This is a genomic window from Variovorax sp. J22P240 (assembly GCF_030316855.1).
In the GTDB taxonomy this organism is placed as follows: domain Bacteria; phylum Pseudomonadota; class Gammaproteobacteria; order Burkholderiales; family Burkholderiaceae_C; genus Variovorax.
In genome coordinates, this window is the sequence record NZ_JASZYR010000002.1 from 130,814 (window position 1) to 147,945 (window position 17,132).

Consider the following 17,132-nt stretch of genomic DNA (forward strand, 5'->3'; position numbering starts at 1 on the left):
CGTTCTGAGATGGAGGCCCGTATTTTCTCTCCGTTTTGGGGTGGGAGTCATCGCGATGCGCGATGACTTCATTGCCGTGGGGCGATGAGCGCCCCAGGGCCGTTACTGCTTCTTCTTCGCCGCATCCTCCATCTTTTCGCCACCCTTCTGGATGTCCTGTCCGGCACCCTTCATGGTGTTGCAACCGGCCAGCGGAACGGCGAAAGCAAAGGCGACTGTGATCAACGCGGCAAGCTTCTTCATGATGGAACTCCTTCGTTCAAATTGGCGAAAAAGGTGAATGGATTCATTCCCCCGATGAAACTTATCGCCCTGGTCGGCCTGTCCGTGTCAGCCAAAACGCAAAAAAGCTGCCCGAAGGCAGCTTTCCTGGTTGAGGGTCGAACGGAAGATCAGCGTTGAGCGATGGGCTGCACGTCGCGCTTGGCCGAGCCTTCGAACAGTTGACGCGGGCGGCCGATCTTGTAGTCGGGGTCGCCGATCATTTCGTTGAGTTGCGCAATCCAGCCCACCGTACGGGCCAGAGCGAAGATGGCGGTGAACAGCGGCACCGGGATGCCGATCGCGCGCTGCACGATGCCCGAGTAGAAGTCGACGTTCGGGTAGAGCTTGCGCGAAACGAAGTACTCGTCTTCGAGGGCAATCTTCTCGAGCGCCATGGCGAGCTTGAACAGCGGGTCGTTTTCCAGGCCCAGTTCGCCGAGCACTTCCTTGCAGGTTTCCTGCATCAGCTTGGCGCGCGGGTCGTAGTTCTTGTAGACGCGATGCCCGAAGCCCATGAGCTTGACGTTCGAGTTCTTGTCCTTGACCTGCTTGATGAACTCGCCGATCTTCTCGACGCCGCCAGCCTTCTGGATGTCGTAGAGCATGTTGAGCGCCGCTTCGTTGGCGCCGCCATGGGCCGGGCCCCAGAGGCAGGCCACACCCGCTGCGATCGCCGCGAAGGGGTTCGTGCCCGACGAACCGCACAGGCGCACGGTGGAGGTCGATGCGTTCTGCTCGTGGTCTGCGTGCAGGATGAAGATGCGGTCGAGCGCGCGCTCGAGAACCGGGCTCACCTTGTACTCTTCGCACGGCGTCGCGAACATCATGTGCAGGAAGTTGCCTGCATAGCTGAGTTCGTTCTTCGGGTACATGTAGGGCTGGCCCACCGTGTACTTGTAGGCCATGGCGACCAGTGTCGGCATCTTCGCGATCAGGCGGATCGCGGCGATCTCACGGTGCTTCGGATTATTGATGTCCGTGCTGTCGTGATAGAAGGCCGAGAGCGCGCCAACCAGGCCGGTCATGATGGCCATCGGGTGCGCATCACGGCGGAAGCCGCGCAGGAAGAACTGCATCTGCTCGTTGACCATCGTGTGATTGGTCACGAGCTTGGTGAAGCCGACCTTCTGGCCCTCGTTGGGCAGTTCGCCGTAGAGCAGCAGGTGGCAGGTCTCGAGGAAGTCGCAGTTGGTCGCGAGTTGCTCGATGGGGTAGCCGCGGTACAGCAGTTCGCCCTTGTCGCCGTCGATATAGGTGATCGCCGACTCGCAAGAGGCCGTCGACATGAAGCCCGGGTCGTAGGTGAACATGCCCGTCTGGGCGTAGAGCTTGCGGATGTCGATCACGTCGGGGCCCATCGTGCCCTTGTAGATCGGTAGCTCGACGTTCTGTCCGCCGTTACTGAACGACAGAGTGGCCTTGGTCTCGGATGCTTTCATTTCGAGTGTCTTTCAAAGGATTGTTCAGGAAGATAAGGATTGCGCGCCGTCGGTGCGCATCAGCTGCAACAGTGCGACCACCCCGGCCCCGGCCCATTCGGGCTCAGGCTCCTTTCGCCGAAGCAGAAGGTCGAGCAGATCGTTGTCCGACAGGTCCATCAATGTCTCCAGTGCCTGTGCCTGCCCGCGGGTCAGGCTTGCTTCATGTCGTTCGAAGAAACGCGCAATGAACAGGTCGTTTTCGAGCAGGCCGCGCCGGCAACGCCATTTCAGCTTGCTCAGCGCGCGTTCGCTGATCGGCTGGTCGAAGTCGTCGGTGGCTTGCATGGGGTTCAACTCACTAGATGGCGCGACGCACCATGAGTTCCTTGATCTTGCCGATCGCCTTGGTCGGATTCAGCCCCTTGGGGCACACGTCCACGCAATTCATGATCGTGTGGCAGCGGAACAGGCGATAGGGGTCTTCAAGGTTGTCCAGGCGCTCGCCGGTCGCGTCGTCGCGGCTGTCGGCGATGAAGCGGTAAGCCTGCAGGAGGCCTGCAGGGCCCACGAACTTGTCGGGGTTCCACCAGAAGCTCGGGCAGCTCGTCGAGCAGCTTGCGCACAGGATGCACTCGTAGAGGCCGTTGAGCTCGTCGCGCTCTTCGGGCGACTGCAGGCGCTCCTTCTCGGGCGGAATCGTGTCGTTCTGCAGGTAGGGCTTGATCGAGTTGTACTGCTTGAAGAACTGCGTCATGTCCACGATCAGGTCGCGGATCACCGGCAGGCCGGGCAGCGGCTTCAGCACGATCGTGCCCTTGAGCGTCAGCATGTTGGTCAGGCAGGCCAGACCGTTCTTGCCGTTGATGTTCATGGCGTCCGAGCCGCAGACGCCTTCGCGGCACGAGCGGCGGAAGGACAGCGTCGGATCTTGCGCCTTGAGCTTCATCAGGGCGTCGAGCAGCATGCGCTCGTGGCCGTCGAGTTCGATCTCGACGGTCTGCATGTAGGGCTTGGCGTCCTTGTCCGGGTCGTAGCGGTAGATTTGAAATGTGCGCTTCATCGTGATGACCTTGTGATGCTTTCTCGTGGGCTTAGAACGTGCGGACCTTGGGCGGCACGGACTCGACTGTCAGCGGCTGCAGCTTGACGGGCTTGTACGAGAGGCGGTTGTCCTGGCTGTACCAGAGCGTGTGCTTCATCCAGTTGGCGTCGTCGCGGCCCAGCGGTGCGACGGGGTCGTCGGCGGGTCGTTCGTAGTCTTCCACCGTGTGGGCGCCGCGGCATTCCTTGCGTGCGGCGGCCGAGACCATCGTGGCTTGCGCCACTTCGATCAGATTGTCGACTTCCAGCGCTTCGATGCGAGCGGTGTTGAACACGCGCGACTTGTCCTTGAGCGTGACCGCTGCAACGCGCTCGCGCACGGCGGCAATCTTCTGCACGCCTTCGTCCATCGATGCCTGCTTGCGGAACACGGCGGCGTGCTGCTGCATGACCGAACGGATCTCGTTGGCGACGTCCTGCGCGTATTCGCCGCTGGTGGAGCGTTCGAGCTGGTTGAGGCGCTCCAGCGTGCGGTCGGCGGCATCGGCCGGGAGGTCCTTGTGCTCCTTGAGCTTGTCGTTGAACTCGACGATGTGGTTGCCCGCCGCGCGGCCGAACACCAGCAGGTCGAGCAGCGAGTTCGTGCCCAGGCGGTTGGCACCGTGCACGCTTACGCAGGAGCATTCGCCGACTGCGTAGAGGCCGTTCACGACGGCACTGTTCTCCTCGCCCTTCTGGATGACGACCTGGCCGTTGATGTTGGTCGGAATGCCGCCCATCTGGTAGTGGATGGTGGGCACGACCGGGATCGGTTCCTTCGTGATGTCGACGTTGGCGAAGTTGACGCCAATCTCGTACACCGAAGGCAGGCGCTTGTGGATCGTCTCGGCACCGAGATGGTCCAGCTTGAGCAGCACGTAGTCCTTGTTCGGACCGCACCCGCGGCCTTCCTTGATTTCCTGATCCATCGAACGCGAGACGAAGTCGCGCGGTGCGAGGTCCTTCAGCGTGGGCGCGTAGCGTTCCATGAAGCGCTCGCCGTTGCTGTTCAGCAGGATCGCGCCTTCGCCGCGGCAACCTTCGGTCAGCAGCACGCCGGCGCCGGCCACGCCGGTCGGGTGGAACTGCCAGAACTCCATGTCCTGCAGCGGAATACCTGCGCGTGCGGCCATGCCGAGACCGTCGCCGGTGTTGATGAAGGCATTGGTCGACGCCGCGAAGATGCGGCCTGCGCCACCCGTGGCGAGCAGCACGGTCTTGGCCTGCAGGATGTGCAGGTCGCCGGTTTCCATTTCGAGCGCGGTCACGCCGACCACGTCGCCTTCGTCGTCGCGGATCAGGTCGAGCGCCATCCACTCGACGAAGAACTGAGTGCGCGCTTCGACGTTCTTCTGATAGAGCGTGTGCAGCATCGCGTGGCCGGTACGGTCGGCCGCTGCGCAGGCGCGCTGGACGGGCTTTTCACCGTAGTTGGCCGTGTGGCCGCCGAAGGGACGCTGGTAGATCGTGCCGTCCGGATTGCGGTCGAAGGGCATGCCGAAGTGCTCGAGCTCGTAGACCACCTTCGGCGCTTCGCGGCACATGAACTCGATCGCGTCCTGGTCGCCGAGCCAGTCGGAGCCCTTGATCGTGTCGTAAAAGTGGAAGTGCCAGTTGTCCTCGCTCATGTTGCCGAGCGAGGCGCCGACGCCCCCCTGGGCAGCGACCGTGTGCGAGCGCGTCGGGAACACTTTGGACAGCACGGCCACGTTGAGGCCGGCGCGAGCGAGCTGCAGCGAGGCACGCATGCCGGAGCCGCCGGCGCCGACGATGACGACGTCGAACTTCCGCTTGGTGATTTGTTCTTTGGTGTAGGTCATGGGGTCAGGACTCCTGCCGGGCCGCCCCAAGGGAGGCCTCGCCCCCGCGGGGGGCAGCGATTATGTGAAACGAAAAGCGTGGGGGCATCACACCCTCCAGAGCACTTGAATGGCCCAACCTGCGCACGCTACAAGCCAGACGATCGTGAAAACCTGGCACACCAGGCGGATGCCGACCGGCTGGACGTAGTCCATCCAGATGTCGCGCATGCCGACCCAGACGTGATACAGCAGCGAGGCGATCACCACGAAGGTGAGAACCTTCATCCACTGCGAGGCGAAGATGCCGGCCCATGCGTCGTAGCCGACGGGTCCGCGCGTGAAGATCACCTGCGCCAGGAGGATGACGGTGAAGAGCGCCATCAGGGCGCCCGTGATGCGCTGGCTGAGCCAGTCGCGCAAACCGTAGTGCGCGCCGACGACGATTCGCTTGGAGCCGTAATTCACAGACATGGGGTGCTCCTTCAGTACAGGCCAAACAGCTTGGCGCCGAGGACGACGGTCAGCAGGATGCTGATGGCGAGCGTGGCGATGGCCGAGCTGCGGCCGAATTCCTTGCTCACTGCGGCGTGGCTCACGTCCATCCACAGATGGCGCAGGCCGGCGATGATGTGATGCAGGTAAGCCCAGATCAGAGCGAGTGCGACCAGCTTGACGAACCAGCCCGGAACGAAACCAAGGCCGCTGTTGAAGGCGGCCTTGAAGCGGGCGAACGAGATCTCGGATGAAACAGAGGTGTCGAACATCCAGATGATGAAGGGCAGCAGCAGGAACATCAGCGCGCCGCTCACGCGGTGCAGGATCGACACGATGCCGGCCGGCGGGAGCCGGTAGGTGGTCAGGTCGGTGATGGCGTTGATATTGCGGAACTCGCGCCGCGGCGGTCGGGGTGGTGTGGCCAGCTCTGTCATGGGGGCTTTCGGTATTTTTCGAGGGGCGGCTTGATCTGTAGCAAAAATGCAAACAACTCAAAATTCTATTGCAACGCACCATCACGCTGCTCAAGTTGCCCGGTCATCGCACTGGCGCGGTCGGATGCTGCGCGCTCATCCCAACTCATTGCGGTAGTGGTGCGTGTCCGTGCGATAGAGGCCGCGGCGCAGTTCCATCGGGGTGTCGTGATAGGTGTGGGCGACTCTTTCGACGCTCAGCACTGGTGTCGCCGTGGAGACTGCGAGCAGCGCAGCTTGCGCCGCGTCGGGCAGCACGGCGCGGATCTTTTCTTCGGCGCGCACCATGCGCACGCCGAATTCGGTTTCGAACAACGCGTACATCGGCCCATGCCATGCGGTCAGCCGCTCTGCTGTGAGTCCCTTGAAGGGGGTGCCGGGCAGCCAGAGGTCTTCCAGGATGGTCGGCGTGCCGCGGTACGCCAGCACGCGCCGGACCTGCAGCACCGGGTCGCCGGTACGCAGTGCTAGCGCACGCGCCACGTCGGCGGTGGCGCGCTGGCGGCGGCAGTCCACGATCTCGCGCTCTGCGGGGCCTTCGGTGTCGACGTCGCCGCTATCGGGCACCAGCTTCAGGAAGCGGTACTGGACGTGCTGCTCGGCGTGCGTCGCAACGAATGTGCCTTTGCCCTGGCGGCGCACCACGAGGTTTTCGGCGGCGAGTTCGTCGATCGCCTTGCGCACGGTGCCCTGGCTCACGCGGAAGCGCGCGGCGAGGTCGATTTCGCTGGGGATCGGCTCTCCCGGCCTCCATTCGCCAGCGTGCAGGCTCTGCAGGATCAGCGATTTGATCTGCTGGTAGAGCGGACTGAACGACGGCGTCGAGAGCTCCGCGATGGCGGTGGGGGAGGTGGTCATGGGGTGCGTCTGCGCACCGTGAAGGTGCCTTCAGGATCGACATCTTATATAAGACATAAGACAGGCGCCATCGAAAGCTCAAATCGGCATAAAATCGAAGACGGCCTGAAGCCCGGGCGTCTTTGTCCGGGTCGACCTCGTGGCCGCGCTCCGCGGCCGTGCACCGTTTTCATCATTTCCTGGAGTTTTCCCATGAGCAAAAAGCCTGTTCGCGTTGCCGTCACCGGTGCCGCTGGCCAAATCGGTTACGCCCTGCTGTTCCGCATCGCCTCCGGCGAAATGCTCGGCAAGGACCAGCCGGTCATCCTGCAACTGCTCGAGATCCCCGACGAGAAGGCCCAGAAGGCCCTCAAGGGCGTCATCATGGAACTCGAAGACTGCGCGTTCCCGCTGCTCGCCGGCGTAATTCCCACGGGTGACCCGCTGGTCGCCTTCAAGGACGCCGACTACGCACTGCTGGTCGGTGCCCGCCCGCGCGGCCCCGGCATGGAGCGTGCCGACCTGCTGGCAGCCAATGCCCAGATCTTCACGGCCCAGGGCAAGGCCCTCGACCAGGTGGCGAGCCGCAACGTCAAGGTGCTGGTGGTCGGCAACCCCGCCAATACCAACGCCTACATCGCCATGAAGAGCGCACCGAGCCTGCCGCGCAAGAACTTCACCGCCATGCTGCGCCTGGACCACAACCGCGCTGCCAGCCAGATCGCTGCCAAGACCGGCACCGCCGTGGGCGACATCGAGAAGCTCACCGTCTGGGGCAACCACTCGCCCACGATGTACGCCGACTACCGCTTCGCCACCGTCGGCGGCAAGAGCGTCAAGGACCTCATCAACGACCAGGTCTGGAATGCCGACGTGTTCCTGCCGACCGTCGGCAAGCGCGGCGCAGCGATCATCGAGGCCCGCGGCCTGTCGTCGGCTGCCTCGGCTGCCAACGCCGCCATCGACCACATGCGCGACTGGGCCCTGGGCTCCAACGGCAAGTGGGTCACGATGGGCATCCCGTCGGACGGCCAGTACGGCATTCCGAAGGACGTGATCTTCGGCTTCCCCGTCACCACCGAAAACGGTGAGTACAAGCTGGTCGAAGGCCTCGCGATCGACGAATTCAGCCAGGAACGCATCAACAAGACGCTCAAGGAACTGCAAGACGAGCAAGCCGGCGTCGCGCACCTGCTCTAAAGCAACCGTCCGAATGCTCGACTGGAACCCCGCGCTCTATCGTCGCTACGAAGACGAGCGCACGCGCCCGGCAGCAGAGTTGCTGGCGCGCGTCCCGCTGACCGAAGCGGCCCAAGTGGTCGATCTTGGCTGCGGGCCGGGCAATTCCACCGAGCTTCTGGTGCAGCGCTTCGCCGGCGCTGCCGTTGTCGGCATCGACAACTCCGAGGCCATGCTGGCGAGCGCGCGGGAGCGCCTGCCACCAGCCCGCTTCGAATTCGGCGACATCGCCACGTGGCAGCCCGAGCTGCCACCCGATCTCATCTACGCGAATGCCGCCCTCCAATGGGTGCCTGACCACGAAGCGCTGATTCCCCGGCTCTTTGCTGCGCTGGCGCCGGGCGGCGTCCTGGCCATCCAGATGCCCGACAACCGCGAGGAACCCACGCATCGGGTGATGCGCGAGGTCGCGGCCGAGGCGCCCTGGGCGCAGGCCATCGGCAACGCCGACAAGCTGCGCACGAAACTGCTGTCGATTTCGAGCTACTACGATTTGCTCGCTGCTGATGCTGCGAAGGCCGATGTCTGGCGCACCGCTTACCAGCATCCCATGGCTTCGGCCGCCGCGATCGTCGAATGGGTGAGCGGCACGGGGCTCAAGCCCTTCGTCGACCGCTTGACGCCCGAGCTTCGCGGCAGCTACCTGGCCGAATACGAACGGCGCATCGCGACGGCCTATCCGCCGCGCAGCGACGGCCGCTTGCTGCTGGCTTTCCCGCGCATGTTCATCGTGGCGCAGCGAAAGGCATGAACACCCGAATGAGTGCTTCTTCTTCCCCAAGTCTTCATCCGCGCGAGGTTCTCCTTGGCGCGCAGGCTGGCGCAGTCGTGCTGCCCGTCTGCGATCACTACAGCGGCGTCGAAGCCCGCATGCGCAAGAGTCTCGCGCTGCAGGCCGAGATGGCCGCGGAGTTCGGCGCATGCGTCTTCGATGTGACGCTCGACTGCGAGGACGGCGCCCCGGTGGGCGGCGAGGCCGAGCATGCCGCGCTGGTCACCGAACTTGCTCTGTCTGCAGCGCCCGGCATGCGCGTCGGTGCACGGGTGCATCCGGTCGACCATCCGAGCTTTGTCGGTGACGTGATCACGATCGCCGGACGTGCTGGCCATCGCCTGAGCCATCTGATGGTTCCCAAGGTGGAATCCGTGGACGACGTACGCGATGCGGTCGAGGCGCTCGACGCCGCCGGTGCCGAAGCCCTGCCGCTGCATGTGCTGATCGAGTCCCCGCTCGCTGTTCATCGCGCGTTCGAGATCGCCGCGCATCCGCGCGTGCAATCGCTGAGCTTCGGGCTCATGGATTTCGTGTCTTCCCATGGCGGCGCGATTCCGGCCGAAGGCATGGGCGCGGCAGGGCAGTTCTCGCATCCGCTGGTGGTGCGCGCCAAGCTCGATATCGCATCGGCCGCGCACGCGTACGGCAAGGTGCCTTCGCACTGCGTCGTGACAGAGTTCAACAACATCGATGCGATGCGCGCGGCAGCGAAGAAAGCCGCCAGCGAATTCGGCTACACGCGCATGTGGAGCATCCACCCGAACCAGATCCGTCCCATCCTCGAGGCCTTCGCGCCCGACGACCGGCAGATTCAAATCGCTACAAAAATCACTGCTGCTGCAGCCGACGCCGCGTGGGCGCCGGTCAGCATCGATGGCACATTGCATGACCGGGCCAGCTACCGCCATTTTTGGCAGGTACTCGAACGGGCGCACGCCACAGGCCGCTCCTTGCCCCCCGAGGCGCAGGCGTGGTTTGCATCTTCATCATCCTGAAATCCAACCCGCGAAAGAACTACATCCATGAAGACTATTGCGCTGATTGCCGCTGCCGCCTTCGTCATGCCGATGGCCGCAATGGCCCAGAACAACGCTACGGGTTCCGCAGCGAAGCCGGCCGCCAATACGACTGGCAAGAAGATCGTGCAAAAGGTGGTGCCCAAGCGCGTCATCAAGAAGGTCGAAGAGGCCAAGCCGATCAGCGAAGAAACCGACGTCACCCTGTCGGAGCAGGACCTGAAGGTCGCTGAAACCATCCTGACTGGCACGATCAAGTGCGAACTCGGCGCCAGCGTGAACATCGAGGCCGACCCCAAGAAGCCCGGCTTCTTCGTCCTGACGCATGCCGGCGTCAAGTACCGCCTGCATCCGGTCGCCAGCCGCACCGGCGCGGTCCGGCTCGAAGACCCGGTGCGCGAGGCCATGTGGTTGCAGCTGGGCAACAAGTCGATGCTGATGAGCCAGAAGCAGGGTCTGCGCCTGGCTGACGAATGCCAGGCCGCCAAACAGGTGGAATTCGCTGAGGACATGAAGAAGAACCCGCCCAAGAGCCTGTTCGAAGGCGACGCGCAGCCCACCAAGCAGTGAAGAGTAAGCAAGGCGCGGCTCTTGCTTGACGCGAGAGCCGCCCGCCCATTTGTGTTTCCGGAGAAAAGAAGATGTTGCAAGCCTACGTTGACCATGTCGCCGAGCGCGCCGCGCTCGGCATCCCGCCACTGCCGCTCACCGCCAAGCAGACCGCCGAGCTGATCGAGCTCATGAAGTCGCCGGCCGTTGCCGGTGCCGAGTTCCTGCTCAACCTGCTAACGCACCGCGTGCCCGCGGGTGTGGACGACGCAGCCAAGGTCAAGGCCAGTTACCTTGCCGCCGTGGCGCACGGCACTGAAAAGAGCCTGCTGCTGACACGCGCCCGCGCGACCGAACTGCTCGGCACCATGCTCGGTGGCTACAACATCGGACCGCTGGTCGATCTGCTGGACGATGCCGAAGTCGGTGCCGTCGCGGCCGATGGCCTGAAGAAGACGTTGCTGATGTTCGACCAGTTCCACGACGTCAAGGAGAAGGCCGACAAGGGCAATGCCAACGCCAAGGCCGTGCTGCAAAGCTGGGCCGACGCCGAATGGTTTACCAGCCGTCCCGAAGTGCCGGAAAGCATCACCGTCAGCATCTTCAAGGTGGCAGGCGAAATCAACACCGACGACCTGTCGCCCGCACCTGACGCGACCACGCGTCCCGACATCCCGATGCACGCCCTTGCGATGCACAAGAATGCGCGCCCCGGCATCGTTCCCGAGGAAGACGGCAAGCGCGGCCCGGTGAAGTTCATCGAAGACCTGCGCGCCCGCGGCCATCTGGTGGCCTACGCCGGCGACGTGGTCGGCACGGGCTCGTCGCGCAAGAGCGCGACCAACTCGGTGCTCTGGTTCACAGGTGAAGACATTCCCTACGTGCCGAACAAGCGCTTTGGCGGTGTGTGCCTCGGCGGCAAGATCGCTCCGATCTTCTACAACACGATGGAAGATTCCGGCGCGCTGCCGATCGAACTCGACGTCAGCCAGATGAACATGGGCGACGTCGTCGAGCTGCGTCCCTACGAGGGCAAGGCGCTCAAGGACGGCAAGGTGATCGCCGAGTTCTCCGTCAAGAGCGATGTGCTGTTCGACGAAGTGCGTGCCGGCGGCCGCATTCCGCTGATCATCGGCCGCGGCCTTACGGCCAAGGCGCGTGAGGCGCTGGGGTTGCCTGCGTCGACGCTGTTCCGCCTGCCGGTCAGTCCGGTCGACACCAAGAAGGGCTTCTCGCTCGCGCAGAAGATGGTCGGCCGCGCCTGCGGCCTGCCAGAGGGCCTGGGCGTGCGTCCCGGCACCTACTGCGAGCCCAAGATGACCTCCGTCGGCAGCCAGGACACCACCGGCCCAATGACCCGCGACGAGCTGAAGGACCTGGCCTGCCTCGGCTTCAGCGCTGACCTGGTGATGCAATCGTTCTGCCATACCGCGGCGTACCCGAAGAAGGTCGACGTGAAGATGCACCACGAGTTGCCCGACTTCATGGCGACGCGCGGCGGCGTCTCGCTGCGTCCGGGCGACGGCGTGATCCACAGCTGGCTCAACCGCCTGCTGACGCCCGACACGGTCGGCACGGGCGGCGACAGCCACACGCGCTTCCCGATCGGCATCAGCTTCCCGGCGGGTTCGGGCCTCGTGGCCTTCGCGGCCGCCACCGGCGTGATGCCGCTCGACATGCCCGAATCGGTGCTCGTGCGCTTCAAGGGCAAGATGCAGCCCGGTGTGACCCTGCGCGACCTGGTCAACGCGATCCCGCTGTATGCAATCAAGCAAGGCCTGCTCACCGTCGAGAAAAAGGGCAAGAAGAACATCTTCTCGGGCCGCATCCTCGAAATCGAAGGCCTGCCGGACCTGAAGGTGGAACAAGCCTTCGAACTCAGCGACGCTTCCGCCGAACGCTCGGCCGCGGGCTGCACGGTGCACCTGAACAAGGAGCCGATCATCGAGTACATCAACAGCAACATCACGCTGATGCGCTGGATGATTGCCGAAGGCTACGCCGACGGCCGCACGCTGGCCCGCCGCATTGCCGCGCAGGAAGCCTGGCTGAAGGACCCGCAATTGCTGAAGGGAGACGACGACGCCGACTACGCCGCCGTGATCGAGATCGACCTGACCGACATCCACGAGCCTATCGTCGCTTGCCCGAACGACCCCGACGACGTGAAGACGCTGTCGGACGTGGCCGGCGCGACGATCGACGAAGTGTTCATCGGCTCTTGCATGACGAACATCGGCCACTTCCGCGCTGCGTCGAAGTTGCTCGAAGGCAAGCGCGACATCCCAGTCAAGCTGTGGATCGCTCCGCCGACCAAGATGGACGCGCAGCAGCTGACCGAGGAAGGCCACTACGGCGTGTTCGGCAACGCTGGCGCACGCACGGAAATGCCGGGCTGCTCGCTGTGCATGGGCAACCAGGCGCAGGTGCGCGAAGGCGCGACGGTGATGTCGACCAGCACGCGGAACTTCCCGAACCGCCTGGGCAAGAACACCAACGTGTACCTCGGCAGCGCTGAGCTGGCCGCCATCTGCTCGCGCCTCGGTCGCATTCCGACTCGGGAGGAGTACATGACGGACGTGGGCGTCATCGATGCTTCCAGTGAACAGATCTACCAGTACCTGAACTTCGACAAGATCGACGACTACAGGGACGTCGCTGCGACCGTCGCCGCCTGATCGAGCCGGGCCTCGACAAAAAGCCCCGCTTCGGCGGGGCTTTTTTTTGGTGGTCACGCAGGCCGCGTGTCAGACAACGTCGAGCTTTTTGTGCTCCGCCAGGTTCGCCGGCGGCTTGCCGGTGATCGCCGCCTTCGCCATCTTGAACAGCTGAACCATCTTGCTGTCGTCCACATCCCAGTACTCCGCATCGACGATGCGAACCGCCAGCAATCCCAGATTCGGGTCGCCTGCGCCCTGAGGGAACCATGCCTTTGCCATCGTCGTGAACAGTTCCTGCTTCTTGGCCTGATCGTCGATCAGTGCGGCCTGCCCGGAAATCGAGACGTAGCTGTCCGCATCGGTGTTGGCGTAGGCCACGTTGACGCTAGGGTCGTCCACGACATGGCGGGCGATATCGCCGTCCTTCGGCACGAAAAAGTAGAGGGTCGCGCCTTCGTCGACCTTCTTGTTCTGCGTGGTCAGCGGATGGCTATGCAGTTGCCCGTCGTCGTGACGGTGGGTCAGCATGCCGTAGCGGGTGTCCTTGATCAGGTCCCACAGCTTGGCTTGTTCGTCGGTGGTGCTCATGCGCGTTCTCCGGGGATGAATGGGTTGAAAGCTACAACCTAGGGCCATCCCTTCTACGCCCGCGCGCAGGCATGGCGCTTTCGCGTGTCGTCCAGGACCGACGGAGCGCAGTCGTCAGGCTGGTGGGTGTTCCGCCAGCGTGGCCAGGGCCTTCGCCGTCTGCGCATCGGCCGGAAAGAACGATTCCACGGCGAGTTCCTGCAACGTGACGTCGACCGGCGTACCGAAGATCGTGGTGGTGCTGATGAAGCTCAGCACGCCGTTGGGCGTGACGAGCTGGAAGGGCACGACCACATTGGCGAGCTCACCTCCGGCTGCCGGCGCATCGTGGCTGACGCTGGGCGCCGGATACGCGGCCAGTTCGTCGTGCAAGGCGGCCAGCGTGGCATCGCCGGTGGCGGCGATCTGCTGCTGCAGGCGTTCGAGCAGATGCCCACGCCATTGGGGCAAATTGGCGATGCGCGGTGCCAGGCCATCCGGATGCAGACTGAGCCGGAGGACGTTGACCGGCGGCTTCACCAACTCGGGCGCGGCGCCGGCCATCAACAGCGGCACCAGCGCGTTGTGCGCCACGAGATTCCAGTGGCGGTCGACGGCGAGCGCCGGAAAGGGTTCGTGGCCCTTGAGTACCAGATCGACCGCCCGCCGCGCCGACGCCAGTGCGGGATCGTCCAGCGAGCGCTGGCGGTACATGGGCGCGTAGCCAGCCGCGACCAGCAGGGCGTTGCGCTCGCGCAGCGGCACCTCGAGCCGTTCGGCGAGGCGCAGCACCATCTCCCGGCTGGGCTCGGCGCGGCCGGTTTCGACATAGCTGAGATGACGGGTCGAGACCTGGGCCTCATGCGCCAGATCGAGTTGGCTCAGGCGCCGGTGCTGGCGCCAGTGGCGAAGGTGGGTCCCGAACGGATCGGCAGCGGTCGGCGGGGTGCTTGGGGTGCTCATGGCCGCCATACTAGTGAAGCCCGGATGGCAGGCCATGACCTCTCACGTTATGGCTACACCGATGTCATCGATCCCTGCTATCTTTCAGGAGCTTCCACGAATCACAGGAGTTTCCTTATGGCCAAAGAACCGGCGCACGCCTTTGCCCCTACGCTGAAAACCTTCAAGACTGCGTCGGGCAAATCCGGCAAGTACTGGTCGCTCAAGGAACTCGCCAAGCAATATCCCAACGTCGAGAAACTCCCGGTTTCGATCCGCATCGTGCTCGAATCCGTGCTGCGCAACTGCGACGGGCAGAAGGTCACGGCGGAGCACGTCGAGCAACTGGCGAACTGGTCGCCCAATGCGGAGCGCACGGACGAGGTGCCTTTCGTCGTGACGCGCGTGGTGCTGCAGGATTTCACCGGCGTGCCGCTGCTGGCAGACCTGGCCGCGATGCGCAGCGTGGCGCAGTCGCTGGGCAAGTCGCCGAAGACCATCGAGCCGCTGGTGCCCGTCGACCTGGTAGTCGACCACTCGGTGATGGTCGACTACTACGGCACGCCCAAGGCGCTCGACCTCAACATGAAGCTCGAGTTCCAGCGCAACAACGAGCGCTATCAGTTCATGAAGTGGGGCATGCAGGCCTTCGACACCTTCGGCGTGGTGCCGCCCGGCTTCGGCATCGTCCACCAGGTCAACCTGGAATACTTCGCGCGCGGCGTCTACAAGAGCCCGCACGACAAGGGCGACCCGCCGGTGTACTACCCCGATTCGCTGGTCGGCACCGACAGCCACACGACGATGATCAACGGCATCGGCGTCGTGGGCTGGGGCGTTGGCGGCATCGAGGCCGAGGCCGCGATGCTGGGCCAGCCGGTCTACATGCTCACGCCCGACGTGGTCGGCTTCGAGCTCACCGGCAAGCTGCGCGAGGGCGTGACGGCGACCGACCTGGTGCTCTATGTCACGGCCATCCTGCGCGGCGAGAAGGTGGTCGGCAAGTTCGTCGAGTTCTTCGGCCCCGGTGCCGCATCGATCGCCGTGCCGGACCGCGCCACCATCGGCAACATGGCGCCCGAGTACGGCGCCACGATGGGCTTCTTCCCGGTCGACGAAATGACGGTCGCCTACTTCAAGGGCACGGGCCGCACCGAGGCCGAGATCGAGCGCTTCGAGGCCTACTACAAGGCGCAAGGCCTCTTCGGCATGCCGGCCCCTGGCGAACTGGAGTACACCAAGGTCGTCAAGCTCGACCTCGGCACCGTATCACCCAGCTTGGCCGGTCCGAAGCGGCCCCAGGACCGCATCGATCTGGGCCATCTGGCGACGAAGTTCTCCGAGCTCTACAGCAAGCCCAATGAGGCCAACGGCTTCAACCAGCCGGCCGACACGCTGAAGCTGCGTTATCCATTGACGCATGGTGGCAGCACCGGCGAGCAGGAAGCCGCGCCGCCGCCGCCCGGCGCGCCGCGCCAAGTGGTCGAGATGGTCGCCAACCGCTCGACCAAGGCTGCGGCCCACGTGGGCGCGACCGCGCCTCCCCCGCCCAAGGGCCAGGTGACGATCGGCAACGGCGACGTGCTGATCGCCGCCATCACCTCTTGCACCAACACCTCGAATCCGAGCGTGATGCTGGCCGCCGGCCTGCTGGCGAAGAAGGCGGTCGAAGCCGGCCTCACCGTGAAACCGCACGTCAAGACCTCGCTCGCCCCTGGATCGCGCATCGTGACCGAGTACCTCGAGAAGGCTGGCCTGCTGCCGTACCTCGAAAAACTGGGCTTCTATCTGGCGGGCTATGGCTGCACCACCTGCATCGGCAACGCAGGGGATCTCACGCCCGAGATCAACGAGGTCATTACCAAGAACAAGCTGATCGGTGCCGCGGTGCTGTCGGGCAATCGCAATTTCGAGGCCCGCATCCATCCCAACCTCAAGGCGAACTTCCTGGCCTCGCCGCCGCTGGTGGTGGCCTATGCGATCGCCGGCAACGTGATGGTCGACCTGATGACCCAGCCGGTGGGCAAGGGCAAGAAGGGCCAGGACGTCTATCTCGGCGACATCTGGCCCAGCATGAAGGAGATCGACGACAACCTGCGCTTTGCGATGAACGCCAAGGCCTTCCGCCAGAACTACGAGCAGATCAAGGACAACCCGGGCAAGCTCTGGAGCAGCATCAAGGGCACGAAGGGGCAGGTGTATGACTGGCCCAAGTCGACCTACATCGCCGAGCCGCCGTTCTTCGAAGACTTTAAGATGAAGCCGCACGCGGCTGACGCCGGCTTCACGGGCGCGCGCATCATGGCGCTGTTCGGCGACTCGATCACGACCGACCATATCTCGCCGGCAGGCTCCATCAAGGAAAGCTCACCGGCAGGCATCTGGCTCAAGGCGCATGGCGTGTCGAAGGCCGACTTCAACAGCTACGGTTCGCGCCGCGGCAACCATGACGTGATGATGCGTGGCACCTTCGCCAATGTGCGCATCAAGAACCTCATGATCCCCGCCGGGCCGGACGGTTCGCGCGAGGAGGGCGGACTCACGCTCTTCCAGCCCGGCAACGAGAAGATGTTCATCTACGACGCGGCGATGAAATACATGGGTCAGGGCGTGCCGACCGTCGTCTTCGGTGGCGAGGAATACGGCACCGGATCTTCGCGTGACTGGGCTGCGAAGGGCACGCAGCTGCTTGGCATCAAGGCGGTGGTGGCGCGCAGCTTCGAGCGCATTCACCGCGCCAACCTGGTCGGCATGGGCGTGCTGCCGCTGCAGTTCCGCGGCGCGGACTCATGGGAGAGCCTCGGCCTTACGGGCGACGAGAAGATCGACGTGGTCATCGGCGGCGAACTCAGGCCGCAGATGGACGTGAAGATCGTCGTTCACCGGCCGGATGGCACTCATCAGGAAGTGACGGTGCGCCTGCGCATCGATACGCCGATCGAGGTCGACTACTACAAGCACGGCGGGATCTTGCCGTTCGTGCTGCGGCAGCTGCTGGCGGCGTAGCCTGCG

General features: G+C 64.1%; 16 protein-coding genes. 6 read left to right on the forward strand and 10 right to left on the reverse strand.

The genetic code is table 11. The features are described 5' to 3' along the window. Positions 1 to 102: 102 nt before the first annotated feature. The 8 genes from QTI24_RS07495 to QTI24_RS07530 form a co-directional block, all read right to left on the reverse strand. A complete protein-coding gene (locus QTI24_RS07495) occupies positions 103 to 243 on the reverse strand; it encodes an entericidin A/B family lipoprotein (RefSeq protein ID WP_286599466.1) in 141 nt (46 codons plus the stop codon). A gap of 149 nt (positions 244 to 392) precedes the next feature. Then, positions 393 to 1,703, reverse strand: a complete 1,311-nt coding sequence (gene gltA, locus QTI24_RS07500) for a citrate synthase (RefSeq protein WP_286599468.1) — start codon at positions 1,701 to 1,703, stop codon at positions 393 to 395. A 24-nt stretch (positions 1,704 to 1,727) separates the two neighbouring features. Next, positions 1,728 to 2,030: an FAD assembly factor SdhE gene (locus tag QTI24_RS07505; RefSeq protein WP_286599469.1), complete on the reverse strand. Its 303-nt coding sequence runs from the start codon at positions 2,028 to 2,030 to the stop codon at positions 1,728 to 1,730. Positions 2,031 to 2,043: 13 nt separating this feature from the next. Continuing rightward, positions 2,044 to 2,745, reverse strand: coding sequence for a succinate dehydrogenase iron-sulfur subunit (locus QTI24_RS07510; protein WP_286599471.1), 702 nt, complete (start codon positions 2,743 to 2,745; stop codon positions 2,044 to 2,046). Between the two features lie 31 nt (positions 2,746 to 2,776). After that, positions 2,777 to 4,585 (reverse strand): succinate dehydrogenase flavoprotein subunit, encoded by a 1,809-nt coding sequence (gene sdhA, locus QTI24_RS07515; RefSeq protein WP_286599472.1) that lies wholly within the window; start codon positions 4,583 to 4,585, stop codon positions 2,777 to 2,779. A gap of 87 nt (positions 4,586 to 4,672) precedes the next feature. Further along, entirely contained in the window at positions 4,673 to 5,038 is a 366-nt protein-coding gene (gene sdhD / locus QTI24_RS07520; protein ID WP_286599473.1) for a succinate dehydrogenase, hydrophobic membrane anchor protein, read from the reverse strand. Positions 5,039 to 5,049: 11 nt separating this feature from the next. Beyond that, complete coding sequence (gene sdhC / locus QTI24_RS07525; protein ID WP_286599475.1) at positions 5,050 to 5,496, reverse strand: succinate dehydrogenase, cytochrome b556 subunit; 447 nt, start codon at positions 5,494 to 5,496, stop codon at positions 5,050 to 5,052. A 135-nt stretch (positions 5,497 to 5,631) separates the two neighbouring features. After that, complete coding sequence (locus QTI24_RS07530) at positions 5,632 to 6,393, reverse strand: GntR family transcriptional regulator (RefSeq protein WP_286599477.1); 762 nt, start codon at positions 6,391 to 6,393, stop codon at positions 5,632 to 5,634. Positions 6,394 to 6,585: 192 nt separating this feature from the next. On the opposite strand from QTI24_RS07530, the gene QTI24_RS07535 reads away from it, so the two are divergent. From QTI24_RS07535 to QTI24_RS07555, 5 genes are all read left to right on the forward strand, one after another. Beyond that, positions 6,586 to 7,572: a malate dehydrogenase gene (locus QTI24_RS07535; protein WP_286599478.1), complete on the forward strand. Its 987-nt coding sequence runs from the start codon at positions 6,586 to 6,588 to the stop codon at positions 7,570 to 7,572. A 13-nt stretch (positions 7,573 to 7,585) separates the two neighbouring features. Next, positions 7,586 to 8,362 (forward strand): trans-aconitate 2-methyltransferase, encoded by a 777-nt coding sequence (gene tam / locus QTI24_RS07540; RefSeq protein WP_286599479.1) that lies wholly within the window; start codon positions 7,586 to 7,588, stop codon positions 8,360 to 8,362. A gap of 8 nt (positions 8,363 to 8,370) precedes the next feature. After that, positions 8,371 to 9,381, forward strand: a complete 1,011-nt coding sequence (locus tag QTI24_RS07545) for an HpcH/HpaI aldolase/citrate lyase family protein (protein WP_503011221.1) — start codon at positions 8,371 to 8,373, stop codon at positions 9,379 to 9,381. A 27-nt stretch (positions 9,382 to 9,408) separates the two neighbouring features. Continuing rightward, entirely contained in the window at positions 9,409 to 9,972 is a 564-nt protein-coding gene (locus QTI24_RS07550) for a hypothetical protein (RefSeq protein WP_286599481.1), read from the forward strand. A 71-nt stretch (positions 9,973 to 10,043) separates the two neighbouring features. Then, positions 10,044 to 12,629 carry a bifunctional aconitate hydratase 2/2-methylisocitrate dehydratase gene (locus QTI24_RS07555; RefSeq protein ID WP_286599483.1) on the forward strand — a complete coding sequence of 862 codons (2,586 nt, stop codon included), beginning with the start codon at positions 10,044 to 10,046 and terminating at the stop codon, positions 12,627 to 12,629. 69 nt (positions 12,630 to 12,698) lie between these two features. Here QTI24_RS07555 and QTI24_RS07560 read toward each other — a convergent pair whose 3' ends face one another. Further along, positions 12,699 to 13,199, reverse strand: coding sequence for a pyridoxamine 5'-phosphate oxidase family protein (locus QTI24_RS07560; RefSeq protein WP_286599485.1), 501 nt, complete (start codon positions 13,197 to 13,199; stop codon positions 12,699 to 12,701). 114 nt (positions 13,200 to 13,313) lie between these two features. After that, positions 13,314 to 14,150: a helix-turn-helix domain-containing protein gene (locus QTI24_RS07565; protein WP_503011234.1), complete on the reverse strand. Its 837-nt coding sequence runs from the start codon at positions 14,148 to 14,150 to the stop codon at positions 13,314 to 13,316. Between the two features lie 108 nt (positions 14,151 to 14,258). On the opposite strand from QTI24_RS07565, the gene QTI24_RS07570 reads away from it, so the two are divergent. Continuing rightward, positions 14,259 to 17,126, forward strand: a complete 2,868-nt coding sequence (locus QTI24_RS07570) for an aconitate hydratase (RefSeq protein WP_286599489.1) — start codon at positions 14,259 to 14,261, stop codon at positions 17,124 to 17,126. The last annotated feature ends 6 nt before the right edge of the window (positions 17,127 to 17,132 follow it).

Bases quoted from the DNA above. Each gene is read 5' to 3' on its own strand.
- sdhA (WP_286599472.1), bottom strand. From the start codon at position 4,585: ATGACCTACACCAAAGAACAAATCACCAAGCGGAAGTTCGACGTCGTC.
- QTI24_RS07510 (WP_286599471.1), bottom strand. From the start codon at position 2,745: ATGAAGCGCACATTTCAAATCTACCGCTACGACCCGGACAAGGACGCC.
- QTI24_RS07565 (WP_503011234.1), bottom strand. From the start codon at position 14,150: ATGGCGGCCATGAGCACCCCAAGCACCCCGCCGACCGCTGCCGATCCG.
- QTI24_RS07550 (WP_286599481.1), top strand. From the start codon at position 9,409: ATGAAGACTATTGCGCTGATTGCCGCTGCCGCCTTCGTCATGCCGATG.
- gltA (WP_286599468.1), bottom strand. From the start codon at position 1,703: ATGAAAGCATCCGAGACCAAGGCCACTCTGTCGTTCAGTAACGGCGGA.
- QTI24_RS07495 (WP_286599466.1), bottom strand. From the start codon at position 243: ATGAAGAAGCTTGCCGCGTTGATCACAGTCGCCTTTGCTTTCGCCGTT.
- QTI24_RS07555 (WP_286599483.1), top strand. From the start codon at position 10,044: ATGTTGCAAGCCTACGTTGACCATGTCGCCGAGCGCGCCGCGCTCGGC.
- QTI24_RS07530 (WP_286599477.1), bottom strand. From the start codon at position 6,393: ATGACCACCTCCCCCACCGCCATCGCGGAGCTCTCGACGCCGTCGTTC.
- QTI24_RS07570 (WP_286599489.1), top strand. From the start codon at position 14,259: ATGGCCAAAGAACCGGCGCACGCCTTTGCCCCTACGCTGAAAACCTTC.
- QTI24_RS07505 (WP_286599469.1), bottom strand. From the start codon at position 2,030: ATGCAAGCCACCGACGACTTCGACCAGCCGATCAGCGAACGCGCGCTG.
- sdhC (WP_286599475.1), bottom strand. From the start codon at position 5,496: ATGACAGAGCTGGCCACACCACCCCGACCGCCGCGGCGCGAGTTCCGC.
- QTI24_RS07545 (WP_503011221.1), top strand. From the start codon at position 8,371: ATGAGTGCTTCTTCTTCCCCAAGTCTTCATCCGCGCGAGGTTCTCCTT.
- sdhD (WP_286599473.1), bottom strand. From the start codon at position 5,038: ATGTCTGTGAATTACGGCTCCAAGCGAATCGTCGTCGGCGCGCACTAC.
- QTI24_RS07560 (WP_286599485.1), bottom strand. From the start codon at position 13,199: ATGAGCACCACCGACGAACAAGCCAAGCTGTGGGACCTGATCAAGGAC.
- tam (WP_286599479.1), top strand. From the start codon at position 7,586: ATGCTCGACTGGAACCCCGCGCTCTATCGTCGCTACGAAGACGAGCGC.
- QTI24_RS07535 (WP_286599478.1), top strand. From the start codon at position 6,586: ATGAGCAAAAAGCCTGTTCGCGTTGCCGTCACCGGTGCCGCTGGCCAA.